18 protein-coding genes and 1 pseudogene are annotated in these 24,954 nt (G+C 66.0%); 18 read left to right on the top strand and 1 reads right to left on the bottom strand.

Annotated features, from left to right (window positions below):
* Nucleotides 1–39 precede the first annotated feature (39 nt).
* The 14 genes and pseudogenes from BT115_RS17750 (at nt 40) to ilvN (ending at nt 18,719) form a co-directional block, all read left to right on the top strand.
* Entirely contained in the window at nt 40–2,031 is a 1,992-nt protein-coding gene (locus tag BT115_RS17750) for a bifunctional 2',3'-cyclic-nucleotide 2'-phosphodiesterase/3'-nucleotidase (protein WP_072323962.1), read from the top strand.
* Between the two features lie 391 nt (nt 2,032–2,422).
* Nucleotides 2,423–3,514 (top strand): homoserine dehydrogenase, encoded by a 1,092-nt coding sequence (locus BT115_RS17755; RefSeq protein ID WP_255369475.1) that lies wholly within the window; start codon nt 2,423–2,425, stop codon nt 3,512–3,514.
* Nucleotides 3,508–4,458 (top strand): homoserine kinase, encoded by a 951-nt coding sequence (locus BT115_RS17760; protein WP_072324048.1) that lies wholly within the window; start codon nt 3,508–3,510, stop codon nt 4,456–4,458. The genes BT115_RS17755 and BT115_RS17760 overlap by 7 nt, the downstream gene beginning before the upstream one ends.
* Nucleotide 4,459: 1 nt before the next feature.
* Nucleotides 4,460–5,737: a threonine synthase gene (thrC, locus tag BT115_RS17765; protein WP_072323963.1), complete on the top strand. Its 1,278-nt coding sequence runs from the start codon at nt 4,460–4,462 to the stop codon at nt 5,735–5,737.
* Nucleotides 5,738–6,139: 402 nt separating this feature from the next.
* On the top strand, nt 6,140–7,198 hold the full coding sequence (locus tag BT115_RS17770) for a hypothetical protein (protein WP_143144625.1): 1,059 nt from the start codon (nt 6,140–6,142) through the stop codon (nt 7,196–7,198).
* Nucleotides 7,199–8,182: 984 nt separating this feature from the next.
* Nucleotides 8,183–9,358 (top strand): annotated as a pseudogene (locus BT115_RS17780) (2-isopropylmalate synthase); the annotation flags it as partial.
* 64 nt (nt 9,359–9,422) lie between these two features.
* Nucleotides 9,423–10,370 (top strand): branched-chain amino acid transaminase, encoded by a 948-nt coding sequence (locus BT115_RS17785; RefSeq protein ID WP_072323966.1) that lies wholly within the window; start codon nt 9,423–9,425, stop codon nt 10,368–10,370.
* Nucleotides 10,367–11,782, top strand: coding sequence for a 3-isopropylmalate dehydratase large subunit (gene leuC, locus BT115_RS17790; RefSeq protein WP_072323967.1), 1,416 nt, complete (start codon nt 10,367–10,369; stop codon nt 11,780–11,782). Before BT115_RS17785 ends, leuC begins: the two co-directional genes overlap by 4 nt.
* Nucleotides 11,779–12,375, top strand: a complete 597-nt coding sequence (gene leuD, locus BT115_RS17795) for a 3-isopropylmalate dehydratase small subunit (RefSeq protein WP_072323968.1) — start codon at nt 11,779–11,781, stop codon at nt 12,373–12,375. The genes leuC and leuD overlap by 4 nt, the downstream gene beginning before the upstream one ends.
* Nucleotides 12,372–13,436, top strand: coding sequence for a 3-isopropylmalate dehydrogenase (gene leuB, locus BT115_RS17800; RefSeq protein WP_072323969.1), 1,065 nt, complete (start codon nt 12,372–12,374; stop codon nt 13,434–13,436). The genes leuD and leuB overlap by 4 nt, the downstream gene beginning before the upstream one ends.
* 26 nt (nt 13,437–13,462) lie before the next feature.
* Nucleotides 13,463–15,193, top strand: coding sequence for a dihydroxy-acid dehydratase (gene ilvD / locus BT115_RS17805; RefSeq protein WP_072324050.1), 1,731 nt, complete (start codon nt 13,463–13,465; stop codon nt 15,191–15,193).
* Nucleotides 15,194–15,252: 59 nt separating this feature from the next.
* Nucleotides 15,253–16,272 (top strand): ketol-acid reductoisomerase, encoded by a 1,020-nt coding sequence (ilvC, locus tag BT115_RS17810; RefSeq protein WP_083527561.1) that lies wholly within the window; start codon nt 15,253–15,255, stop codon nt 16,270–16,272.
* 144 nt (nt 16,273–16,416) lie between these two features.
* Nucleotides 16,417–18,213 carry a biosynthetic-type acetolactate synthase large subunit gene (gene ilvB / locus BT115_RS17815; protein WP_083527569.1) on the top strand — a complete coding sequence of 599 codons (1,797 nt, stop codon included), beginning with the start codon at nt 16,417–16,419 and terminating at the stop codon, nt 18,211–18,213.
* A 2-nt stretch (nt 18,214–18,215) separates the two neighbouring features.
* On the top strand, nt 18,216–18,719 hold the full coding sequence (ilvN, locus tag BT115_RS17820; RefSeq protein WP_072323971.1) for an acetolactate synthase small subunit: 504 nt from the start codon (nt 18,216–18,218) through the stop codon (nt 18,717–18,719).
* Between the two features lie 22 nt (nt 18,720–18,741).
* Here ilvN and BT115_RS17825 read toward each other — a convergent pair whose 3' ends face one another.
* A complete protein-coding gene (locus tag BT115_RS17825) occupies nt 18,742–19,341 on the bottom strand; it encodes a short chain dehydrogenase (RefSeq protein ID WP_072323972.1) in 600 nt (199 codons plus the stop codon).
* A gap of 157 nt (nt 19,342–19,498) precedes the next feature.
* On the opposite strand from BT115_RS17825, the gene BT115_RS18720 reads away from it, so the two are divergent.
* The 4 genes from BT115_RS18720 to BT115_RS17840 all read left to right on the top strand — a co-directional run bounded on the left by BT115_RS18720 (nt 19,499) and on the right by BT115_RS17840 (nt 24,916).
* Nucleotides 19,499–19,657 carry a hypothetical protein gene (locus BT115_RS18720; RefSeq protein WP_177257447.1) on the top strand — a complete coding sequence of 53 codons (159 nt, stop codon included), beginning with the start codon at nt 19,499–19,501 and terminating at the stop codon, nt 19,655–19,657.
* 76 nt (nt 19,658–19,733) lie between these two features.
* Complete coding sequence (ubiA, locus tag BT115_RS17830; RefSeq protein WP_083527562.1) at nt 19,734–20,738, top strand: 4-hydroxybenzoate octaprenyltransferase; 1,005 nt, start codon at nt 19,734–19,736, stop codon at nt 20,736–20,738.
* A gap of 195 nt (nt 20,739–20,933) precedes the next feature.
* A complete protein-coding gene (locus tag BT115_RS17835; RefSeq protein ID WP_072323973.1) occupies nt 20,934–23,423 on the top strand; it encodes a TonB-dependent receptor in 2,490 nt (829 codons plus the stop codon).
* Nucleotides 23,423–24,916, top strand: a complete 1,494-nt coding sequence (locus BT115_RS17840; RefSeq protein WP_072323974.1) for a CehA/McbA family metallohydrolase — start codon at nt 23,423–23,425, stop codon at nt 24,914–24,916. The genes BT115_RS17835 and BT115_RS17840 overlap by 1 nt, the downstream gene beginning before the upstream one ends.
* Nucleotides 24,917–24,954 lie beyond the last annotated feature (38 nt).

Genomic DNA, 24,954 nt, shown 5'->3' on the forward strand with positions numbered 1-24,954 from the left:
TAGTTTTCCGCCCCGAACCCGCGTCCAACGGATCCCACGATGCTCAAGCACCTCGCCCTGGCCACCTTATCGGCCGCCCTGCTCGCCGCCTGCGCGAGCGCCCCTGCCGGCAAGACGGCTGCGCCCGCCACCGTGCGGGACGGCGCGACGTTGGATCTTGCGATCCTCGAAACCACCGATGTTCATTCGAACATCCTTTCGTACGACTACTACAAGCAGAAGGACGACCCGACGCTCGGCTACGAGCGCGTCGCCACGCTGATTCGGCAAGCGCGCCACGAGTTTCCGAACACGGTGCTGTTCGACAGCGGCGACACCATCCAGGGCACCGTACTCGCCGACTACCAGGCACTGGTCAAGCCGCTGGGCTGCGACAGCGAACTCGCCATCTACAAGGCGATGGATGCCGTCGGCTACGACGGCGGCACCGCGGGCAACCATGAATTCAACTATGGCCTGCCTTTCCTCGCCCAGGTGACCAACACGGCGATGAACGTCGATGGCGTCGAGGCGCGCCAGTGCGCTGGCCCAGCCTTCCCGCTCGTACTCTCCAACGTCTACAGCGCGCGCGACGGCAAGCCGATCTTCAAGCCGTGGACCATCGTCACCAAGACCGTGCAGGCCACCGGCACCGACGGTAAGCCGGTCACCACCACGCTGCGCATCGGCATCATCGGTTTCACGCCGCCGCCGATTCTCGATTGGGACAAGCGCAATCTCGCTGGCAAGGTCACGGTGGACGGCGTGGTCGAAGCTGCCAACCGCTACATGCCCGAGGTGCTGGCGCAGAAGCCGGATCTCGTTGTCGCGATTCTGCATGGCGGCCTCAACACCGCGCCCTATACGCCGCAGATGGAAAACGGCGGCTGGTATCTCGCTGGGGTGCCGGGCATCGACGCCCTGCTCCTTGGTCATTCGCACACCGAGTTCCCCGGCCCTCGCTACGCCGGCATGAAGGACGTCGATGCGAAGCGCGGCATCGTGCGTGGCGTCCCGGCGGTCATGGGCGGCTTCTTCGGCAAGGATCTCGGCGTCATCCGCATGGCGCTCAAGCGCGACGGTGGCCGCTGGGTCGTGCAGAAGGACGAGAGCCGCAGCGAAGTGCGCCCCATCTGCCCGAAGAAGAACGAATGCGTGGCGCCGGACCCGAGCATCGCGCCGATCGTTCGCGAGGCGCACGAGGCCGCCATGGCTTATGTAAACACGCCGATCGGTGCCACCGATCATGCGCTCACCAGCTACTTCGCCGACGAAGGCAACATGTCGGCGATCGCGGTCGTCAACGCCGCGCAGCGTGACTACGCACGCGAGGAGCTGGCGCGCACGCATCCGGAATGGCGCGACGTGCCGGTGCTCTCGGCCGCGTCGGCATTCCGCACCGGCTTCGGCGGACCGGAAGACTTCACCGATGTGCCCAAAGGCCCGATGACCATCCGCAACGCTGCGGACTTGTACTTCTATCCGAACACGCTCGCGGCCGTGAAGATCGATGGTGCGGGCGTCAAGGCCTGGCTGGAAAAGACGGCCACTCGCTTCAATCGCATCGATCCTTCGAAGGACGGCGAGCAGCCACTGATCGGCAAGCTCACGGGCTACAACTTCGACCAGATGCAGGGCGGCATCAGCTACGTCATCGACCTGTCGAAGCCCGAGGGCGAGCGGATCACCAACCTCCGCTACAAGGGCAAGCCGATCAAGCCCTCGCAGCCGTTCATCGTGGTCACCAACAATTACCGTGCCAGCGGCGGCGGCGAGTTCCCCGGCCTGACCGGCGACAACATCGTGCTGAGCGCGCCGGACGGCAACCGCGAAGTCGTGATCCACTGGTTGGAGGCGAAAAAGACGCTGACGCGGAACGACGTGGAAAAGCGCTCGTGGTCGTTCGCACCCCTGAAGACCCGCGGCGCGATCACCTTCACCTCGGCCAGCGGCAAGGAAGACGTGGCGAAAGACCTCAACCTGCCCATCCGCCAGGTGCGCGACAACGGCGACGGCACGGCCGTGTATGCCATCGATCTTTCGGCGCGCTGAACCAGCGTCATAACGGGGGTCATGCGTGCCTCGGCCGAACGGCCGAGGCACGCACCCATTGACAAGCCCGTTTCGGCCGGCATAACGTCGCCCCATGCATCCTCATTCGCCAGCGCTGCGTTCCACCCCGACCCCTGCGGTCGGCGCGCTTGCGTTCCTCACTGTCGCCACGACTACCACCACGACCACTACCCCGGTCGGAGGATCGGAGTCCGTGCGCGCCTAGTTCCTTGTCGCTACCGGCCCCGACCTCCCGCAGAACGGGACGGTGCCGAACGACAGCCCCACTCCCACCTGACGTGACTTGAAGGGCCTCTCATTGGAGGCTTTCCTCGTGTCCATCGCCATCGTTCCCCCTCTCTCACCGCGGCCGGCGGCACCCGTACGCGCGGTGTCGGGGCCTCTGGTCGTCAACGTCGGCGTGGTCGGGCCCGGCAAGGTCGGCAGCGCCCTGCTCAACCAGCTTCGTCTCGCCGCACCGCGCCTGCTACGCGATTGCCGGCTCGAACTTCGCGTCCGCGGGGTGAGCGACAGCCGGCACATGTGGCTCGACTGCGACGACGAAGCGCTGAACGGGCGCACCCACGGCGCGCAGACCTGGCGGCCGGCGGCTCTGGACGCGTTCGCTGCCCACGTGGCGGGACATCACGGTGAAATGGCGGTACTCGCCGATTGCAGCGCCAGTGACGTGGTCGCCGACTGCTACGACGCATGGCTGTCCGCCGGCATCCACGTCGTCACGCCCAACAAGCGCGCGGCCAGCGGCCCGCTCGAGCGTTGGCGGCGCATCGGGGCCGCCGCCCAGTCCAGCGGGGCCCATCTTGGCTATGAGGGCACGGTCGGCGCCGGGCTGCCCGTGGTGCAGACGCTACGCGATCTCGTGGACACGGGCGACGAACTCGCCTCCGTGGAGGGCATGCTGTCCGGCACGCTGGCGTGGCTGTTCAACCGCTTCGACGGGTCGGTGCCGTTCTCGGCGCTGGTGCGCGAGGCGCACGCGATGGGCTATACGGAGCCGGACCCGCGCGACGATCTGTCCGGCATGGACGTGGCCCGCAAGCTGGTGATCCTCGCCCGCGAGGCCGGCCTGGCGCTGTCGCTGGACGACGTCTCCGTCGCCAGCCTGATTCCGCCCGAGCTTGCCGACTGCTCGCGCGACGACTTCATGGAACGTCTGGGGGAAATGGACGCCCCGATGGCGAGCCGACTTGCGGAAGCGCAGCAGGCGGGCGGCGTGCTCCGCCACGTGGCGCGGCTCGACGGCACGCGCGCCTCCGTGGGTGTCCAGGTCGTCGAATCCGGCCACGCGTTTGCGCACGCGCGCCTTACCGACAACGTGGTCCGCTTCGCGACGCGCCGTTACTGCGACAATGCGCTGGTCGTCCAAGGGCCGGGTGCCGGCCCCGAGGTCACGGCAGCAGCGGTGTTCGCCGATCTGCTGCGCGTGGCGGGCGCGATGGGAGTAAAACGATGCGCATGCTGAAAGACCCCTCCTCGCCACAGGCCCGCGCGGATATCGCCGAGGCCGAGGCCTACGCCAGTGTCGGCAATGTCGGCATCGGCTTCGACATCCTCGGCCACACCGTGGTGGGCGCGGGAGACCGCGCGCAGGTACGCCGTATTCCGGAGCGCGAAGTACGCATCGCGTCCATCGACGGCGTGGTGACCGACCTGCCGCTGGATGCGCCGTCCAACACGGCCGGCGCGGCATTGCTGTCGATGCAGCGCGGGCTGGACCTGCCCTATGGATTCGAACTCGTCCTGCACAAGGGCATCGCGCTCGGCTCGGGCATGGGCGGTTCGGCGGCATCCTGTGTGGCAGCCATCGTCGCCGCCAATGCGCTGCTCGACGAGCCGCTGCCGCGCGAGGCACTCTACGATTTCGCGCTCGACGGCGAGTTGGTCGCCAGCGGCAGCCGACACGGGGACAACCTGGGTCCGATGCTCATCGGCGGCCTGGTGCTCGCGACGGATACGCGCCTCGTGCGCATCCCCGTCCCCGGTGAATGGCATTGCGCACTGGTGCATCCGCACGTGGTGCTCGAGACCCGCCGCGCGCGCGCCGCGCTGGCCGGCGCCTATGCCCTCGGCGAATTCGTCGCGCAAAGCGCCAACCTCGCCCTGGTGATGGCAGGCTGCTACCGCGGCGAAGCCGCTCTGGTACGGGAAGGACTGGCCGACGTACTGGTGGAGCCACGCCGTGCGCCGCTGATTCCCGGCTTTGCGCAGGTCAAGCAGGCCGCGCTCGATCACGGCGCCATGGGCGCCAGCATTTCCGGTGCCGGCCCCAGTGTGTTCGGCTGGTTCGAGGATCGTGCCTCGGCCGAGGCCGCCTCGCGCGACATGCGTGCCGCCTTTGCCGCGGCAGGCCACGACAGCGACGTACTGGTCGCGCCGATCGACGGCCCCGCGGCACGGGTGCTCTGACATGCGCTATGTGAGTACGCGCGGCATCGCGCCGCCGGTCGGCCTGTCGGATGCCATCGCCGCGGGCCTGGCCCCCGACGGGGGGCTGTACGTTCCCGAACGCATGCCCCACGTGGACAGCCCGTCGGCTACAGGCACCCTCGCCAACACAGCAACGCACCTGCTCGCGCCGTTCTTCGAGGGCGATGCGCTCGCGGACGATCTGCCCGCCATCTGTGCCGACGCCTTCGCCTTTCCCGCCCCGCGCGTTGCGCTGCCGATCGAAGGCGCGCACCTGCTGGAGCTGTTCCACGGGCCCACGGCTGCCTTCAAGGACTTCGGTGCGCGATTTCTTGCAGCCTGCCTGAGCCGGCTCGCTCGACGCGACGACCGTCCGCTGACGATCCTGGTTGCCACCTCCGGCGACACCGGCGCCGCCGTGGGCGCGGCCTTTCATGGCCTGCCCGGCGTCCGCGTGGCGATCCTCTATCCGGATCGTCGCGTGTCCCCGCGCCAGGCGCATCAGCTCGGAAGTTTTGGCGACAACGTGCGCGCGCTGCGTATCGAGGGCAGCTTCGACGACTGCCAACGGCTGGTCAAAGGCGCGCTCGCCGACGCCGCCCTTCAGGCCGATGTGCCGATGTCGTCGGCGAACAGCATCAGCCTTGGACGCCTGCTGCCGCAGATGGCCTATTTCGCTCACGCCTCGCTTCAGGCAGACGAGCCGATGCACACCATCGTACCCACCGGCAACCTGGGCAACGCCGTGGCGTGCCTCTGGGCTCGCGCGGTGGGCATGCCGATCGGCGAGGTGGTCTTCGCCTGCAACGCCAATGCGACGCTTCCGGAATTCTTCGCCGGTCGGCCGTATCACGCGCGCGATGCCGTACCGACCATCGCCAACGCCATGGACGTGGGCGCGCCGAGCAACTTCGAACGTCTGCGTCACCTCTTCGGCGGTGACGAGGAAACACGCAGAAACGGCCAGGCCGAGAGCGTGGACGATGCGGAGATCCGCGACACCATTCGCCGCCACGCCGCCAGCGATGGCACGATCCTCTGCCCGCACACGGCCACTGCCGTACGCGTCTTCGAGCGCAGGCGCCTCGTGGACGACCCGCGCCCCTGGACCCTCGCCGCGACCGCGCACCCCGCGAAATTCGATACCGTCGTGGAGCCGTTGATTGGCGGCACGGTACCGGTGCCCGAGGCGCTGGAGGCCATGCTTTCGCGGAACGCTTCAGCAGAGCCGATGGCGGCGGATGCACGTCTTTTCTCATCGTGGCTGCGCGCTTGGTGAGTTGGGTGCATGGTTGTGCTCCCGTGAACATGCTATCGCAGCAACGGGTAGCCAGCTCGCCGCTTCCATGCTCCGTGGGCTTCTCGCCGCTATAGCGACTCCCACAATTCAGCTCCTGGGCTTCCCTTCGTTTCGTGGGCCTCTCGCCGCTGTCGCGGCTCCTACAATCTCGATGTGACCGCCATCTCAGAAAGCGCTGGCCGGAAAGGCGCCTTTCGCAAGGTTTCTTGTAGGCGCATTCCTACGGGACGCGCTGGACGTCGGCGATTTCCAGGCACTTGCCTGGCAAACAAATCCAGAGCACCACACGTTCTCGCGAATTCGCATTTTCGTGCCAGCTTGGCTCGCAAGTAGGCTCGGCCTACGGTTGTCGCTGCAGGGGAATTTCAAGGAAGTGAATTCATGAAGAGTCATATTGCTCTCACCATCGCTATCGCTCTCGCCACGAGCGCGGTGAGCATCCCAGCACTCGCCGAATCAACCGCGCCAGCCACCGTAAGACCCGACTTAATGCCGACGTGCGGTGGTGACGACGGCGGCGGCGACCCGTGGCAGGACCTTCGCACGACCCGGAACTCGAAGCCGTTGAATCTCGCGGCGAACGCTCGGCAAGTCATAAAAACGCATGCGCCGACAGGCGCGTCGGTGAGGGTGATTGGAGCGGACGAGAGGGCCGTGGATGCCAACTTTGGCGACGTCATTGAGGCGAATTTCGCCGCAGCCTCCACCGAACAGCTGATCAGCCGACTCTCCGACAAAGAACTTGCGGCGATCGCGAAGCACTATCAGCGCACACGCGGCAACCAGGACACGCCACTGCTGGCGATCTTCGCGAAGCGGTTGAGTGACAAGGCTCTGTTGCGTGTCGCTGGCGCGTTCGACAAGACGGCCGTGAGTGCAGCCGTCACCAGGTACTCGGGCAGTGAAGTGCGTGCGTCGTTCGCAGCGCAGGTATCCACGGTGCGGCCTGCCCTGCTCCCTGGAGGCCCCGGCGAGGGCGGCGGCGGTGGCGGGTCAGGTGGCGGAAGCGCGGGCGGTGGCGCGGCTGCCGCGCCGACCACCGACATGACCCTGGAGGAAATCTACCTCGATTTCCGCACCGCGCCCGTGGGCAGTCTGAGCCCCGCAAGCGCATTGTCGGAGACGACGCTTTTTGCCTCCCAACGCGTGTTGCCCGCGGCCGCTGCAGGCACCGCGATCGGGACGGGCATCAATTACCTGATTGAAAACTACGACCCGAGCCTGGGTGACGCGATCGGCGGCACAATCGCCGGCAGCATCGAGGCCGCGCAGGCGGCGGTCACAGAAGTCGAACGTGGCCATTACCAATCCGCCTACGACGCCTTGTTCGGCTACCCTGTCACGAACACGGGAGGCGCAACGGTGCAGTTTGATGCGGACTGGAACGTCGCGGAGCCGATGCAGGATTACTACGATGCCGGCGGTGGTTGCGGTTGGTGACGGAAGAGGCGGCATGACAATGTCCGGATCACGAAGCACGGTTGTTTGGGCCCTTGTGTTTGCTGTGGGAGGTGTCGGTTATGCGTTGTGGCGTCCAGCACCTGCCAACTTCCTGCTTATGGCGTCAATGCTGCTACTAGCGTGGAATATGGCGTTTACGCCCGGGCCACCTGTGCGTAGCACCTTGCGCGGCATTTACGCCGGGGCCCGCGAGGGGAGCTATCGCACGTCAACGACGTCGAAACTCGTCACGACTGCCGCGATCTTGCTGTTCGTGGCCGGCATTTACATGAACGTCATGCAGTAAGAAATCGGCCGAGAATTCAGCCAATCGTTTCATGTGGACTTGGACTGGACTTCTCGGCCGAGGCTTCCCTCTCCTGGCTCGATGGCGGTAGGAGAACCATTCCAAGAGGTGTCGCTGCATCGCAGGTGAGGGCGCCGTGGACGTCCATCGGCTCGCTGTGGGGCCCCGAGAAGATGTTTACTCGAGGTGCCCTGTGGCGCCTCCCACAATTCGGCTCCTCGACCTCTCGTCTCGCGGGCCTCTCACCGATGTCACGGCTCCCACAATTCGCTTTGCCATGGCGCCATACCACTTGTGTGAAGCCCGCTTGCCACGGGCTCTGACGCGGCAAACCACGGGATCGGGCGTCTAGCCGTCCAAACGTCCTAGGAAAACAGTTTCGTTCGAAAGTGTTGACACGCGTCGGTGAACTGGCATACGGTCGATCACATGACGCAGCGCAACACCCATGGCCGCATTGCCCCGAACCGACTTACGTCGGTAACCGGCAAGCTGCGTCTCGGCAGCGGCCTCCTTCTTATTAGCCTTGTACTTATTACCTGCGGAGGTGCGGGCTGAGGGCAAGTGTCCAGGTGAAATAAGAAAACGACCTGAAGACTCCCAAAGAACCCCGCACCCGGTAACGGATGCGGGGTTTTTTAATGCCCGGCCCGCCTCATTCACGAGCGGAGCCACACATGAAACCGACACACCAGGACAGCACCGACACCGTCGAAAGCGACGTAGACGGCCGCGTGCGCATCTTCGACACCACGCTGCGCGATGGCGAGCAAGCGCCGGGTTTCTCGATGGACCGGCGAGCGAAGCTGCGCATGGCACATGCCCTGGAGGCGTTGGGGGTCGACATCATCGAAGCGGGCTTTCCGCAGGCCTCACCCGATGATTTCGCCGCCGTGGCCGAGATCGCGAGGACGCTGAAAACGCCCACGATCGCCGCGCTGGCCCGATGTCAGGAAGCCGATATCGACAGCGCTGGCAGAGCTCTGGAAGGCGCCAGACATTCCCGGATCCACCTGTTCCTGTCCACCTCTCCCCTGCATCGAGAACACAAGCTGGGGAAGAGCAAGCAACAAGTCATCGACATCGCCGCCAGCGCGATCCAAAGGGCCAAGGCCCTCTCCCACGAAGTCGAATTCTCCGCCGAAGACGCACTGCGCACCGAGCCGGAATTCCTCGCCGAGATCTTCTCGGTCGCCGTCGAAGCCGGCGCCAGCGTACTCAACGCTCCCGACACCGTCGGCTACGTCACCCCTACCGAAATCACCCGCATGTTCACCTACCTGCGCGAGCACGTCCGCGGTGCGGACAAGGTCGTGTTCTCCGCGCACTGCCACGACGACCTGGGCATGGCCGTCGCCAACAGCCTCGCCGCGATTGCCGCCGGCGCGCGCCAGGTGGAGTGCACGATCAACGGCATCGGCGAGCGCGCAGGCAATGCCGCGCTGGAAGAAGTAGTGATGGCGCTGCACACCCGGCGCCCCCTCTTCCGGGTCGATACCGGCATCGTCACCCAGCACCTGTATCCGACCTCGCGCCTGCTGGCGGAGGTCACCGGACAGCCGGTGCCACGCAACAAGGCCATCGTGGGCGACAACGCGTTCGCGCACGAGTCGGGCATCCATCAGCACGGGATGCTGAAGCACCGCGGCACCTACGAAATCATGCGGCCGCAGGACGTTGGAGCGAAGACCTCGCTGGTCCTTGGCAAGCACTCCGGACGCCACGCGCTGCGCCAGCGCCTGGAAGAACTGGAATACGACCTGGACGAAGCAACGCTCGACGCCGTCTTCGAGCGGTTCAAAAACCTTACAGACAAACAGCGTTCCATCACCAACGATGACCTCGTCGCGCTGATGGACAAGCACCGAAACAACCACCACACCGCCGCCGTCGCGGTCGAGTCCTGAAGGAGTAACCATGGAAGCCCCGACCCACCTCTGGCACAACGGTCGCATCAAGACCTGGGCCGATGCCACTGTCCACGTCGGCGCGCATGCGCTGCATTACGGATCGTCCGTGTTCGAAGGCATTCGCGTCTACGCAACGCCGGACGGTCCGCGCTATTTCCGGCTGGAAGAACACACCGAGCGCCTGTTTCACTCCGCGCGCGTGTATGACCTGACCATGCCCTACGACGCGGCGACGCTCAATCGCGCCTGCTGCGAGGTCATCGTCGCCAACGGTCTGACCTCGGCTTATGTCCGCCCCATCGTGTTCCGCAGCGGATTCACCTTCAGCCTCGCGCCGGCACTCGATACGGCGGTGGACGTCGCCATCATCGCGCTGCCTTGGGGGGCGTATCACGGCGCCGACGCCATCGAGCAAGGGGTGGACGTCTGCGTTTCTTCGTGGAATCGCGCGGCGCCGAACACCTATCCGAGCGGCGCGAAAGCCGGCGGCAATTACCTCAACAGTCAGCTCATCGCGCGCGAGGCGGTCAACGGCGGTTATGCCGAAGGCATCGCACTCGGCACCGATGGACTGCTGAGCGAGGGCGCGGGCGAAAATCTGTTCATCGTGCGCAAGGGTGTCATCTACACGCCGCCCGCCGCATCGTCGATTCTCTGCGGCATCACCCGCGACTCGGTACTGACTCTCGCGCGCGAACGCGGCTACGCCGTCGTCGAACAGGCACTGCCACGCGAAATGCTCTATTTCGCCGACGAGGTGTTCATGACCGGCACCGCGGCGGAAGTGACGGCAGTGCGCTCGGTCGATCGCAAGCCGGTGGGCACGGGTCGACCGGGTCCGATCACGCGGCAACTGCAGGCAGATTTCTTCGGGCTGTTCGACGGCCGAACCGAAGATCGCTGGGGTTGGCTCACACCCGTCGAGGATGCGACCGCCGGGAGGGCCGCGGCATGAGCGCACGCACCCTGTTCGACAAGCTGTGGGACACACACCAGGTGGTGGCCGAGACCGAGGCCACCCCGGGCGTGCTCTACATCGACCTGCACATGGTCCACGAGGTCACTTCGCCGCAGGCCTTCGACGAATTGCGCACCCGTGGACTGAAGGTTCGCCGTCCGGATCGCACACTGGCGACGCTGGATCATTCCACACCCACACTGCCGCCCGGCGCCAACGGCAAGCGACCGTATTACACGCCGGAAGCCGAAGCCCAGGTCGCAAAACTCGAATCCAACGTGCGCGAGTTCGGCATCGACCTGATGGGCTGGGACAGCCCGCAGCGCGGCATCGTCCACGTGGCCGGCCCGGAGGTGGGTGCGACGCAACCGGGCATGACCATTGTTTGCGGCGACAGCCATACCGCCACGCATGGCGCCTTCGGCGCACTGGCGTTCGGCATCGGCACGACCGAGGTCGGTCACGTGCTCGCCACGCAATGCCTGCTCCAGCGCAAGCCGAAGTCGTTCGCCATCCACGTGGATGGCTCACTGCAGGACGGTGTCACCGCCAAGGACCTCATCCTGCACATCATCGGCACCATCGGTATCGGCGGCGGCACCGGGCACGTCATCGAATACACCGGCGAGGCGATCCGTGCGCTGTCGATGGAAGAGCGCATGACGGTGTGCAACATGTCGATCGAAGCCGGCGCTCGCGCCGGGCTCATCGCACCGGACGACACCACCTTCGCCTGGCTCGAAGGCCGCGAGCGCGTGCCGAAGGGTGAAGCATGGGACCGCGCCGTCGCCTACTGGCGCACCTTGCCAACCGACGAAGGCGCGCGCTACGACCGCGAGGTACGCATCGACGCGTCGACCATCCAGCCCTCGGTCACCTATGGCACGCACCCGGGCATGGTCGTTTCGATTCATGCACCCGTGCCTGCTCCCACCGATGCGTTGGAACAGCGCGCACTGGATTACATGCAGGTCACCGCCGGCAAGTCCATCGCGGGCGAACCGGTGGACGTCGTCTTCATCGGTAGTTGCACGAACGGCCGACTGTCCGACCTGCGCGCTGCCGCGGCCATCCTGCGCGGCCGCCGCGTGGCGAGCCGTGTCCGCATGCTGGTGGTGCCGGGTTCGGAACAGGTGCGCCGCGATGCGGAGCGCGAAGGCCTGCACGAGGTCTTTCGCGCGGCTGGCGCCGAGTGGCGTGAGCCGGGTTGCTCCATGTGCATCGCCATGAACGGCGACCTCGCCCAGCCCGGGCAGCTCGTGGTCGCCACCAGCAACCGCAACTTCGAAGGTCGCCAAGGCAAGGGCGCACGCACCGTGCTGGCCAGCCCGCTGGTGGCCGCCGCGTCCGCCGTCGCCGGCCACGTCGCCGATCCCCGCGAGTACATGACCCAGGAAGTAGCCGCATGAGCCCGACCCTTCGCCCGCTGACCTACGTGCATTCCCGCACGGCGGTACTGCGCAACGAAAACATCGATACCGACCGGATCATCCCGGCACGGTTCCTCACCACCACCGAACGCACCGGCCTGGGCAAGCATTGCTTCGAGGACTGGCGCTACGCCGCCGACGGCACAGACGATCCTGCCTTTCCGCTCAACCGACCCGAGGCGCGCGGTTGTTCCATTCTCGTCGCGGGCCGCAACTTTGGCTGCGGCTCGTCGCGCGAGCACGCGCCTTGGGCATTGCTCGACTACGGCATTCGCGCGGTGATCTCCAACGAAATCGCCGACATCTTCCGTGGCAATTCGCTGAAGAACGGCCTGCTCGCCATCGTGGTGAGCGACGCCGAGCATCGCTGGCTGCTCGATAACCCGGGTGTGGAACTGCGCATCGACATCGCGGAAGGCACCATCCGCCTCCCCGACGGCGGCAACCTGCGTTTCGATCTCGATGCGTTCTCGCGTCACTGCCTGTTGAACGGCGTCGACCAGCTCGGCTTCCTGCTGCAGCAGGAGAGCGCCATCGCAGCCTACGAACAACGCATGGAGGCAGCGGCATGAAGGCATCCATCGTCGTGTTGCCGGGTGACGGCATCGGTCCCGAAGTGGCTTCGGCAGGTGTCGCGATACTGCGCCAGATCGCTACACGCTTCGGCCACGAATTCACCTTTGTGGAGCACGCCATCGGCGGCGACGCGATCGACCGCTTCGGCGATCCGCTGCCCCCGCAGACCCGCGAGGCCTTGCTCGCCGCGGACGCCGTACTGCTCGGCGCGGTCGGCGGCCCGAAATGGTCCGATCCGAATGCGCCGGTTCGCCCGGAACAAGGCCTGCTGGCGATGCGCAAGCTGCTCGGCGTGTTCGCCAATGTTCGGCCGTTGAAGCTGCATCCGCGCACCGCGGCACTCTCGCCGCTGAAACCCGAGCGTACCAAGGGCGTCGATCTCGTCTTCATCCGCGAGCTCACCGGCGGCATCTACTTCGGCGCGAAGACTCGCAGCGAGCACGACGCCACCGACGAGTGCCGCTATAGCGTCGAGGAGATCGAGCGCGTAGTACGTCACGCCTTCGCACTGGCCCGCACGCGCCGCCGCAAGGTCACCTCGGTGGACAAGGCCAACGTGCTCGAAACCTCGCGGCTGTGGCGTTCGGTTGCCACACGCGTCGCGGCGGACTTTCCGGACGTGGCACTGGAACACCAGTTGGTCGACTCCATGGCGATGCATCTGCTGACGCGCCCCGCCGACTACGACGTCATCGTGACCGAGAACATGTTCGGCGACATTCTGACCGACGAGGCGTCGGTGCTCGCGGGTTCGTTGGGACTGTCGCCGTCGGCGTCGATCGGCGGCCCCGGGGCGGGCGTGTACGAACCGATCCACGGTTCCGCACCTGACATCGCCGGGCAATCGCTGGCGAACCCGCTCGGCACCATCCTCTCCGCCGCGATGCTGTTGCGCCACTCGCTCGGGCTCACCGAGGAAGCCGCCGCGGTTGAAGCCGCCGTGGACCACGTCCTCGAACACGCCGATCTCACCCGCGATCTCGGCGGTACGGCCACCACGCATGCCGTGACCCGCGCCGTGATCGAAGCCTGCAACGCCAAGGCGGAGGCCGCATGACGACGAAGAAGATCCCCATCCGCACGCTGCGCAGCGATGCGATCAAGACGGGCCCGGATCGCGCACCGGCGCGGGCCATGCTCCGCGCCACCGGCCTCGACGACGATGCCATTGCCCGGCCGATGGTCGCCATCGTGCACAGCTGGTCCAACGTCTCGCCGTGCAACCTCAACCTGCGCGATCTCGCCGAAGCCGCCGCCGAAGGCGTGCGGGCGGCGGGCGGCACACCGGTGGAGTTCAACACCATCGCGGTCACCGACGGCATCGCCATGGGCACGTCGGGCATGCGTTCCTCGCTGGTCAGCCGCGAAGTGATCACCGACTCCATCGAACTGGCCGTGGACGGTCATTGCCTCGACGCGATGGTGGTCCTCTGCGGTTGCGACAAGACGATCCCCGCCGCGGCCATGGCGCTTGCGCGACTGAACATCCCCGGCGTTGCGTTGTACGGCGGCAGCATCGACCACGGCAGCCGCAACGGTTGCCCGATCACCGTGCAGGAGGTCTTCGAGGCCGTGGGTGCACATGGCGCCGGCAAGATCGACGACGCCGAACTGGACGACGTCGAGCGCCACGCCTGCCCGGGTGCGGGTGCGTGCGGCGGTCAGTTCACCGCAAACACGATGGCGATGGTGCTCACCACGCTGGGGCTGTCGCCGGTTGGTCTGAACGACATTCCCGCCACCGCGCCTGCCAAGCGCGACGCGGCCTTCCGTTGCGGTGAACTGGCGATGGCATGCCTGGAAGCCAATCGCCGCCCGCGCGACGTCATGACCCGAGCCGCATTCGACAATGCCGCCCGCATGGTGGCGGCCACCGCGGGCTCCACCAATGCGGTGCTGCATCTGCTGGCCATGGCCAACGAAGCGCGTGTGCCGCTGTCCATCGAGGACTTCGAACCGGCCTCGGCGCATACGCCCGTGATCGCCGACCTGAAGCCGGGTGGCCGGTACAGCGCCGTCGAACTGACCGCAGCGGGTGGTACGGCCATCGTCGCCCGTGCGCTGCGCGAAGCCGGACTCATCGCGGACACTCAGACAGTGACGGGTCGCACCCTCTTCGAGGAACTCGACGCGGCACCTGCCGCGACGGAAGGCCAGCAGGTCGTGCGCTCCGTCGAGAACGCCTTCAAGCCGCGCGGTGGCTACAGCATCCTGTACGGCAATCTCTCGCCCGAGGGTTGCATCCTCAAGCTGGCCGGCCATGGCCGTACCAGCCACGCTGGGCCCGCACGCGTGTTCGAGAGCGAGGAAGAGGCGTTCGCCGCCGTGCAGGCCGGGCGGATCCGTGCCGGCGACGTCATGGTGATCCGTAACGAAGGCCCCGCCGGCGGCCCCGGCATGCGCGAGATGCTCGCGGTCACGGCCGCACTGGTCGGACGCGGCCTGGGCAACGACGTCGCGCTCATCACCGACGGCCGTTTCAGCGGCGCCACGCACGGCTTCATGGTCGGTCACATCGCGCCTGAAGCGGCACGTGGCGGTCCGATCGGCCTGCTGCGCGAGGGCGACGCGATCTTCATCGATGCATCTACGCGCGAACTGCGCACCGATGCCGACCTGGCGTCGCGTCGCGCTGCCTGGCGTCCTACGCCTCCGAAGGTCACGCGCGGCGTCCTTGCGAAGTACGCGCGCCTGGTCGGCTCTGCCGCCGAAGGCGCCGTCACCCAGGCCTTCGACGACGCCCCTGTCGCATCACCTCGCGCACGCCGTGAGATCGAGGACGAGGACCTGAGCCAGGAACTGATCGGCAACTGATCCCTCCCGCACCGCTATTCGTTCCGCCTTCCGTTTCGAACACTCCAAGGAGACACCTCGTGACCGATATCCAAGCCACTACCGCTCCGCTGCAGAACGCCCGTATCGCCGTGCTCGGCTACGGCAGCCAGGGTCGCGCGCATGCGCTGAACCTCAAGGATTCCGGACTCGACGTCGTGGTCGGGCTGCGTCCGGGCGGCCCGTCGTGGAGCCGCGCCTATGTCGATGGCTTCGCCGTGGCGGAACCCGCCGACGCTGTGCGTGGTGCCGACCTCGTGGCCGTGCTCACCCCGGACATGACCCAGCCGGCCATCTACGAAAACGCCATCGCTCCGAACATCAAGCCCGGCGCCACGCTGCTCTTCGCCCATGGCTTCAATGTGCATTTCGGCCAGATCAAGCCGCGCGAGGACATCGATGTGGTGCTGGTGGCGCCGAAGGGACCGGGTGCACTGGTTCGTCGCGAGTACGAGATCGGCCGCGGCGTACCCTGCCTCTACGCGGTGCATCAGGACGCCACCGGCAAGGCCGCGGAGCGGGCCACCGCCTATGCGGCGGGCATCGGCGGCGCGCGCGCCATGCTGATCGAAACGGATTTCAAGGAAGAGACCGAAACCGATCTGTTCGGCGAACAGGCCGTGCTTTGCGGCGGCGCGTCCGAACTGGTCATCAAGGGTTTCGAGACGCTCGTCGAGGCGGGCTACCGGCCCGAGATCGCCTACTACGAAGTCATGCACGAGCTGAAGCTGATCGTGGACCTGTTCTACGAAGGCGGCCTCGCCCGCATGCTGGAATTCGTGTCGGAAACGGCGCAGTACGGCGACTACACCCGCGGCCCGCGCGTGGTGGACGAAGGCACGAAGGAACGCATGAAGGCCGTGCTCCAGGACATCCAGGACGGCACCTTCGCCCGCGAATGGACGGCCGAATACAAGGCCGGTCTGCCGAACTACAAGGCACTGAAACAGCGTGACCTGGACCACCCCATCGAGAAGGTCGGTGCGCAGCTTCGCGCACGCATGCCTTGGCTCGCCGCGAACCAGCCGAAGCCGGCAGCAGAACCCGCCAAGGCGGAATGAGGATGGCGAAGGCTCGCGTCGCGTGCGCGAGCCTTCGCACCGGATCACTTGCCAAGTAAGGAACGACACACCGTGAATGCCCAAGTGGACAGCGTCGGCGACATTCGCCGCACTCCCTCGACCCATCCCCTGGCCGGTCAATCCATGACCGGCGCGGACATCGTCGTGCAAGTACTTGCCGACGAAGGCCTCGACGTCCTTTTCGGCTATTCCGGCGGCGCCATCCTTCCCGTGTACGACGCCGTCTTCCGCTACAACGCGGACCACGTGGCCGATGACGGCAGCGAGCCGCTGCCGTTGATCGTGCCCGCCAACGAACAAGGCGCCTGTTTCATGGCTGCCGGCTATGCGCGCGCGTCGGGACGCGTCGGCGCCGCACTGGTCACGTCTGGCCCAGGCGCCACCAACGCGGTGACGCCCGTGCGCGATTGCATGGCCGACTCCATTCCATTGGTGGTGATCTGCGGCCAGGTGCCGACCAAGTCCATCGGCACCGATGCGTTTCAAGAAGCACCCATCAGCACGATCATGGGCTCGTGCGCCAAGCATGTGTTCCTCGTGACGGATGCGTCGACCCTGGAAGCCACCTTGCGCACGGCGTTTCACATCGCTCGCAGCGGCAGGCCCGGCCCTGTCGTCATAGACATTCCCAAGGACGTCCAGAACGCGCCGCTCGTTTTCGACGGCTCGCGTGAGTTGCCGGTGCGCGGCTACCGCACGCGCTTGCGTGCAGTGGAATCCGCCACCATCGCGGACACCGAGTGCGCACGCTTCATCGCACTGCTGAACCGTTCGCGCCGACCGCTCATCTATGCCGGTGGCGGGATCGTCGCCGCAGGCGCGGCCGACGCGCTGCGTGACTTCGCGCATACCTTCGGCATTCCCGTGGTCACCACGCTCATGGGTATCGGGGGGTTCGACACGACCGATCCGCTCGCACTGAACATGCTCGGGATGCACGGTGCGGCGTATGCGAACTACGCCATGGACGATTGCGATCTCGTGCTCGCGCTGGGCGCACGCTTCGATGACCGTGTGGTTGGCGTCCCCGACAAATTTGCACCGAAGGCGCGCGCCATTGCGCAGATCGACATCGATCCCGCCGAGATCGGCAAGGTCAAGGCGGTGGACTGGCACCATGTGGGCTCGCTGGATACGTCACTGATCCGCCTCACCGCCTACGGCAAGCGCCATGGCTTCCGCCCGGACTACGCGGCCTGGCGCGAGCACGTGACCACGCTGAAAGCCACGCATCCCATGAACTTCCGCCGCGATGGCGAGGCCATCCAGCCATGCGCGGTCATCGAGGCCATCAATCGCATCACCGACGGTCGCGCCATCATCAGTACGGGCGTGGGCCAGCACCAGATGTGGGCCGCGCAGTACTTCGACTTTCGCGAGCCGCGGCACTGGCTCACGTCCGGGTCCATGGGAACGATGGGCTTCGGCCTTCCTGCCGCCATCGGCGCGCAGTTCGCACGGCGCGATCGGGTCGTGATCGACATCGACGGTGACGCGAGCATTCGCATGAACATCGGTGAGTTGGAGACGGTCACGACGTACGGCCTGCCGGTGAAGGTGGTGGTGCTCAACAACAGCGGCGACGGCATGGTGCGCCAGTGGCAGAAGCTGTTCTTCAAGGGCCGCTTCTCCGCCTCCGACAAGAGCCTGCACAAGAAGGACTTCGTGAAGGCCGCACAGGCGGATGGTTTCGAGTGGGCGCAGCGTCTCGATGACCCCGCGCGCATCGACGCCACGATCGCCGACTTCCTCGCCTTCGATGGTCCGGCCTTTCTTGAAGTGGTCATCGACCCCGACGCGGGGGTCTATCCCATGGTGGGGCCGGGCGCGACCTATGCCGAGATGATTACCGGCGAGTGGATTGCGAGCCGGCATGCGCCCGCGACGCCGGCCGAGGCCGAACCGACGGGGATGTTCTGACCATGCGCCATCTGGTTTCCATGCTGTTGCAGAACGAGGCAGGTGCGCTGGCACGAGTGGCCGGTCTGTTTGCCGCGCGCGGCTACAACATCGAGTCGCTGACCGTGGCGGCGACGCCCGATGTAGACGTGTCGCGCCTGACGCTCGTCGTCTTCGGCGACGAGGCCGTGATCGACCAGATCGTCAAGCAGTCGGCCAAGCTCGTGGATGTGATCGAGATCGGCGAATTGACCGCACGCGAGCACGTGGAGCGCGAACTGCTGGTGGTGAGGTTCGACGCACCGGAGGCCGCCGCCGATACCTGCCTGGCACGCTACGGTGCGCGTCTTCTGCACCGTAGCGGTACGCAGTCGGTCATGGAATACACGGGCAACGCAGCAGAGGTCGACGATTTCCTCGACGCCCTGCGCCAGCGCGGAGAGATCGTCGATCATGCCCGCAGTGGCATCGCGGCGATCGAGCGCCCGCAGATCCCGGCAGGTGCGACCGCACAGGCGCTGCTTTAGCGGCGCCTGTGCGGCGACGTCTTTACCAGACCTTGTAGACCTGCCCGGTCTGTCGTCCCTCGACCGAGCGCGAGAACGCCAGCGCGGCGCGTGCCGCGGGAACCGGTTCGAATCCACGGAAGAACGGCCCGTAGCCTTCCATCGACTCGACCAGCACGTTGGGGCTCACGGCGTTGATGCGCAGGCCGCGTGGCAGTTCAATCGCCGCCGCACGCACGAACGCTTCCACGGCGCCGTTGACCATGCTGGCACAGGCGCCGGCAACGATCGGCTGTTCGGTCAGGATGCCGGTGATGAGGGTGAACGAGCCACCGTCGCGCAGCCGTGGCGTGCCTACTTCCACCAGGCGCACCTGACCCAGCAGCTTGTCCTGCAGGCCGTCGAGGTAACGTGCCTCGCTCAGTTCGGCCAGCGGGGCGAACGGCACCTTGCCGGCCGTGCAGACGACGGCATCCAGTTCGCCCACGTCGCGGAACATGGCGGCAACGCTGGCCGCGTCGCGCAGGTCCACGCGCACGTCGCCGTGGGTGCGTCCGGCGCGGACGATTTCGTGACGTGCGCCGAGTTCGTTGACGACAGCCTGGCCCAGCGTGCCGGCAGCGCCAATGATCAGGATCTTCATGATCGGGTTCCTTGGTGAATGCGACCGCCGAGCATACGCCGCGCGAGGCGGGCGGTCTTCCCCACGATCGCGTGGACCGACGCTTTACGAGACGTATCCGGGTGCTTCACTCCGCCGCGCCTACCGTGGAAGCTCCCCGCCGAATGGAGCGAGCCCCATGCCCTATACGCCAACCAATCCCCAGCCGCCGTTTGCGGAGCCCGGCAAGAACCGCCCGGACGAGGAAATTCGCAAGCCGGGCAGTTTCCGGCCGGAACGGGACGCGGACCCTGAGCCGCCCGTGGATAACGATCCGATCGAACCGCTGGAGCGTTGAGGGTTTCCTGATGGGCGCGACCCTTGACGGGTCGCGCCAGTAGGGCATGTCGGCGGGCGTCGGCTAGACTTCCCGCATGACTCCCACGTCCCGCAAACCCTCCCCAGGGAGAAAGACGGCGCCATCCGCGCGCAAGGCACCTGCCGCCGCACCCGCACGCCCCGCCGATGCATCGACCTCGGCCGAGCGCGTCATCGCCTTTTTCCTGAAAGGACTGCCGGCTGCGCGGCGCGAAAAGATTCACGCCTATCTAGTGCTCACGCGGATGGACCGGCCCATCGGGGCGCTTCTGCTGCTGTGGCCTACGTGGTGGGCACTGTGGCTGGCAGCGAAAGATTTCCCGCCCATCGGGCCGCTGGTGATCTTCACGCTGGGCGTCTTTGCGATGCGATCGGCAGGCTGCGCGATCAATGACTACGCGGATCGCAAGCTCGATCCGCAGGTCGCGCGCACGGCTGGCCGGCCCATCGCCAGCGGGCGCGTGACGCCGCGCGAGGCGCTGGTCATCTTCGCCGGCTTGCTCGTCTTCTCGTTCGTGCTCGTGCTGTTCACCAACCGGCTCACCATCCTGCTGTCGTTTGCCGGGGCGGCGCTTGCCGCGATCTACCCCTTCACCAAGCGCTACACGAACCTGCCGCAGGTGGTGCTAGGTGCGGCGTTCGGCTGGTCGATACCCATGGCGTTCGCTGCGGTCACCAACACCGTGCCGCCGCTGGCGTGGCTGCTCTTCATCGGCAACATCCTGTGGTCGGTGATCTACGACACCGAATACGCCATGGTCGATCGCGAGGACGACCTCAAGGCGGGCGCCAAGTCCACGGCCATTCTTTTCGCCGATGCCGACCTGGTCATCATCGGCATCCTCATGGGCACGTTCTTGCTGACGATGCTGTTCGTCGGCACCCGCGCCGAACTCGCGTGGCCGTATTGGATTGGACTGGTGGCTACGGCCGGCCTGTTCGCTTATCAGCAATGGCTCATGCGAAACCGGGAACGCCTCGCCTGTCTTGCCGCGTTCAGCCACAACAAGTGGGTAGGGCTGGCGCTGTGGCTGGGCATCGTGGTGGCGCTGGCCCTCTGACGTGATCGCACACCAGGGTGCGGTTCTCGTTTTTCACGATTGAAACCGGGCCGTCACGTAAGTTCATTCGTTCCGTCACCCGTGACGCATAACGTTCGCAGGGTCGTGGACCCACGGAGAGGCCACGGGTAGCCGCACACCCCAGCGGCACCCGAGGGGCGGGTTCGCGCAGACCTGCCCCGGAAGACATCGATCATGCGTCACACCCCGCCAAGTTGCGCCCTGCGCGCAGCCATCGCCGCCGCGTTGTTGCTTGCCACCGCCGCCCATGCGCAGGACAGCGCACCCGAAAAGAAAACGACGGACCTCGACAATGTCGTCGTCACCGCTCGCTCAGGCGTCGAGACGCGCACCAAAGCGGAAACCAGCTATTCGATCACCACGATCGACGAGGATCGCCTGCGCATGCAGGCTCCGACGAGCGTGACCGAAGCGGTAAAGTCCGTGCCGGGCTTTTGGGTGGAATCCTCCGGCGGCGAGGCCTCGGGCAACATCCGCGCGCGTGGCATCCCGGTGGACGGCTACGGATCGGTGACGTTGCTGGAAGACGGCATCCCCGTGCAGCACGATCCCGCGCTGGGTTACCTCAACGCCGATCAGGCGTTTCGTCTGGACGAAACCATCGAGCGTGTCGAAGTGGTGCGAGGTGGTCCGTCGTCGGTGTTCTATTCGAACGCACCGGCAGGCGCGATCAACTTCATTCCGCGTCAGGTGGGCGATACGGCCGAGGGCCTGGTCAAGTACACCGTCGGCAACTACTCCCTGAATCGCCTCGACTTCTGGTACGGCACGCCCATGGGCAACGGCTGGAAACTTGCGGTGGGCGGCTTCTGGCGCGTCGATGACGGCGTGCGCCGCCCCCAGTTCCACGCGGACGACGGCGGCCAGTTGCGCGCCACGCTGTCGAAGACGCTGGAGCATGGCGACCTGAGCTTCGACGTGAAGCACATGGACGACAAGGTAGCGCTGTACCTCGGCATTCCCATGCGTACCAACGCCAACGGCGACATCCGTGCCGTGCCCGGATTCAACGGCAACTACGGCACGCTGGCGGGCCCGGAGACCGAGCACCTGCCGATGCGCGAAGCGGGCGGTGGCACGTACGACTTCGACAACAGCGAAGGCACGCATGTGAAGCGCACCCAGGTGTCGTTCAAGTTCAACCACGACCTGGGCGACGACTGGAAGCTCGCCGAGTCGATGCGTTACAGCACCACCGATACGCAGCGCAACGGCGTGTTCCCGAACGCGCTGCAAAGCGCCAGTTCGTTCATCACCCAGGACAGCAAACGTCTCGCGCTCGTTCCCGGTGCCACGGGCCTGCAGTTCCGCTATGTGGACAACCCGTCGCAGGTCTTCAACGTCGCCAACCAGAACGGCAACGGCCTGGTGGTGACCGAAGGCCTGCGCGGCATCACGCTGCCGGTCGACGAGTTCATTAACGACACGCGCGTGCTGCGCAAGTTCGAGTTCGGCGACCAGACCCACGACGTCACCTTCGGCTATTACCACGCCAACTTCGAGCAGGACTTCGATCGCTACTCGTCCACGGTGCTGACCGATGCCACGGACAACGCGCGCTTGCTGGATCTGGTGGGCGTGGACGCCAACGGCAACGTGCTTGGCTCGCTCACCGACCACGGCTTCTATCGCTATGGTTACGAGTGGGAACACGCCAGTGGCAAGTCGAAGACAAACGCGTTCTACGCGTCGGACGAATGGCAGGTGACGCCCGAGCTGCGCGTCGATGGCGGCGTGCGCTGGGAAAAGGTGAACGTGCAGGGCTATACCGAGGGCAAGCAGACCGTCGACATCGGTGGCTCGCCGGCTGCCGCCCAGGTGCTGACGGGTAACGGCCAGTTCGTCCACTACGACCAGTCGTTCGACAAGACCGGCTGGACGCTCGGCGCCAACTGGCAGTTCTCGCCGCGCCAAGGCCTGTTCGCACGCTGGACCTCGGCGTTCCGCCTGCCCAACCTCAGCACCTACATCACCAGTCCGACGGCCACGCCGCTGTTGCAGACCATGGACCTGGCCGAGACCGGCTGGAAGTACAGCGATCGTTTCGTGGACCTGTACGCGACCGCGTTCTACACGAAGTACGACAACGTCAGCTTTACCAACAACGTCTTCGACCGCAACGGCAACACGTCCACGCCGCAGACGGGCTACGCAAACACGAAGACCTACGGCCTGGAACTGGAAGGCACGCTCTATCCGAGCAAGTGGTTCGACGTACAGTTCAACGCGACGCTGCAAGACCCCAAGTACAAGGGGCTCAGTTACACCGATGTCGTAGCCGGCGCCCCGGTGCTGCGCGATTACGACGACAACCAGTTGATCCGCGTACCGAAGGTCAGCTACCGCATCGTGCCCGGCGTGAACCTGTTGGATGGTCGCCTGCGTCTGCAAGTGTCGTACGAGCATGAAGGCAAGCGCTACGTCGACACCGCGAACTCCGTGGTGCTGCCGTCGTACTACGTGATCGGCGCCAGCGCGCGCTACGATGCCACCCCCCAACTTTCCTTGTTCTTCTACGCGGACAACCTCACCAATTCGCTCGGCCTGACGGAAGGCAATCCGCGGGCGGGCGAATTGGTGAGCGCCGATGCGGGCGCGAATACCTTCATCGCGCGCCCCTTGCTCGGCCGCTCGTTCCGTCTTGCCGCGATGTACCGTTTCTGATGCGCCGCTGGATCGCTTTCATTCTCGCCAGTCTTCTCGCCACCGGCGTGGCAGCGGAGCGGGCACCCGACCTGGTCCTTCGCGGCACGCTTTCCGGCGCGGACCAGCACACCTATCGCGAGTTGCCGTTCGACGTACCGGCAGGCACCTCGCGCATCACCATCGACGTCGACTATACCGGCCGCGAGGAAAAGACCGCGATCGACCTGGGCCTGTTGGGCCCCGGCGAGTTCGAGGCGCAAGATGGCTTTCGCGGATGGAGTGGCGGCAGCAAGCGCCGCTTCACCGTGTCCGCCACAGACGCGACCGCCTCGTTCCTTCCCGGTGCCATCGGGCCCGGACGATGGCGGCTTCTGCTCGGTATCCCGAACATCCGTCCGACCGCGACGTCCACATACACCGCGAAGATCTGGCTCTCGCGCGATGAGGAAGGCTTCGGTCCGGAGCACGGTCTAACGACGACACTGGCGACCGGCGAGCGCTGGTATCGCGGCGACCTGCATATGCACTCTGCGCACAGCGATGGTGGGTGCATCAATACGTCGAAGACGAAGAGCGTGCCGTGTCCGCTGTTCCTCACGGTGACGTCGGCGGCGAAGCGCGGTCTCGATTTCATAGCGGTGTCCGAACACAACACCATGTCGCAGGTGTCCGAGCTGCGCGAGATGCAGCCGTACTTCGACACGATGCTGCTGATCCCGGCACGGGAGATCACCACCTTCGAAGGACACGCCAACCTGTTCGGCGTCTCGCGCACCGTGGATTTCCGCGTAGGCAGCAAGCAGGTGCCGGACTGGAATGCCTTGCTGGCGGACGTGGCCCGCGCGCACGGCGTCATCTCCATCAACCATCCTCGCCGACCGAACGACGAGACGTGCATGGGCTGCGGTTTCACCCCGCACGATACCGTTGACATGCATGGCTTCCAGGCCATCGAAGCGGTGAATGGACGCGACGTCGAGCGCGCGGAAACTGGCATTCCCTTCTGGGAAAAGCAACTCAATGCTGGACTCCGGATCACGGCCATCGGCGGCAGCGACAGCCACGTCGGCAGTGACGACGCCCGCGACGAGTTCGCCGGCACCATCGGCACACCGACGACGGTAGTCCACGCGCGCGAACTGTCCATGGAGGCGATCCTCGACGGCATCCGTGCCGGCCATGTCTTCATCGACACGGAAGGCACCCGCGATCGCTCGCTGGACGTCACCGCGAGCACGGGTATCGCCAAAGCCGGTATGGGCGACGCCATCGACGTGCCGTCCGGAGCGGATCTTCATCTATCCCTGCGTACGGAGGCGCTGCAAGGCAAGAAGATCGCCGTTACCCTCGATGGCAAGGCGTTGCCCGACTATGCGCAGGTCATTCCCGCCAACGGCAGACTGGACATCGATTGGCGCAGCGATGGCAAGCCGCACTGGCTGCGCGTGGACGTTCGCGCGGCCGACGGAAAACTGCTGATCCTGGGCAATCCGGTCTACGTGAATCGCTGAGCGCGGCGCCGCCGTGGTGAACGAAGACCCCAGACCAC

The sequence above is a fragment of the Luteibacter sp. UNCMF366Tsu5.1 genome, assembly GCF_900119235.1.
GTDB lineage: Bacteria > Pseudomonadota > Gammaproteobacteria > Xanthomonadales > Rhodanobacteraceae > Luteibacter > Luteibacter flocculans.

What these genes read in the sequence shown, in the direction of transcription:
- BT115_RS17750 (WP_072323962.1), top strand. Translation starts at nt 40, where the DNA reads ATGCTCAAGCACCTCGCCCTGGCCACCTTATCGGCCGCCCTGCTCGCC.
- ilvB (WP_083527569.1), top strand. Translation starts at nt 16,417, where the DNA reads ATGACCGGCGCGGACATCGTCGTGCAAGTACTTGCCGACGAAGGCCTC.
- leuC (WP_072323967.1), top strand. Translation starts at nt 10,367, where the DNA reads ATGAGCGCACGCACCCTGTTCGACAAGCTGTGGGACACACACCAGGTG.
- BT115_RS17840 (WP_072323974.1), top strand. Translation starts at nt 23,423, where the DNA reads ATGCGCCGCTGGATCGCTTTCATTCTCGCCAGTCTTCTCGCCACCGGC.
- leuB (WP_072323969.1), top strand. Translation starts at nt 12,372, where the DNA reads ATGAAGGCATCCATCGTCGTGTTGCCGGGTGACGGCATCGGTCCCGAA.
- leuD (WP_072323968.1), top strand. Translation starts at nt 11,779, where the DNA reads ATGAGCCCGACCCTTCGCCCGCTGACCTACGTGCATTCCCGCACGGCG.
- BT115_RS17770 (WP_143144625.1), top strand. Translation starts at nt 6,140, where the DNA reads ATGAAGAGTCATATTGCTCTCACCATCGCTATCGCTCTCGCCACGAGC.
- BT115_RS18720 (WP_177257447.1), top strand. Translation starts at nt 19,499, where the DNA reads ATGCCCTATACGCCAACCAATCCCCAGCCGCCGTTTGCGGAGCCCGGC.
- ilvN (WP_072323971.1), top strand. Translation starts at nt 18,216, where the DNA reads ATGCGCCATCTGGTTTCCATGCTGTTGCAGAACGAGGCAGGTGCGCTG.
- thrC (WP_072323963.1), top strand. Translation starts at nt 4,460, where the DNA reads ATGCGCTATGTGAGTACGCGCGGCATCGCGCCGCCGGTCGGCCTGTCG.
- BT115_RS17835 (WP_072323973.1), top strand. Translation starts at nt 20,934, where the DNA reads ATGCGTCACACCCCGCCAAGTTGCGCCCTGCGCGCAGCCATCGCCGCC.
- BT115_RS17760 (WP_072324048.1), top strand. Translation starts at nt 3,508, where the DNA reads ATGCTGAAAGACCCCTCCTCGCCACAGGCCCGCGCGGATATCGCCGAG.
- BT115_RS17825 (WP_072323972.1), bottom strand. Translation starts at nt 19,341, where the DNA reads ATGAAGATCCTGATCATTGGCGCTGCCGGCACGCTGGGCCAGGCTGTC.
- BT115_RS17785 (WP_072323966.1), top strand. Translation starts at nt 9,423, where the DNA reads ATGGAAGCCCCGACCCACCTCTGGCACAACGGTCGCATCAAGACCTGG.
- ubiA (WP_083527562.1), top strand. Translation starts at nt 19,734, where the DNA reads ATGACTCCCACGTCCCGCAAACCCTCCCCAGGGAGAAAGACGGCGCCA.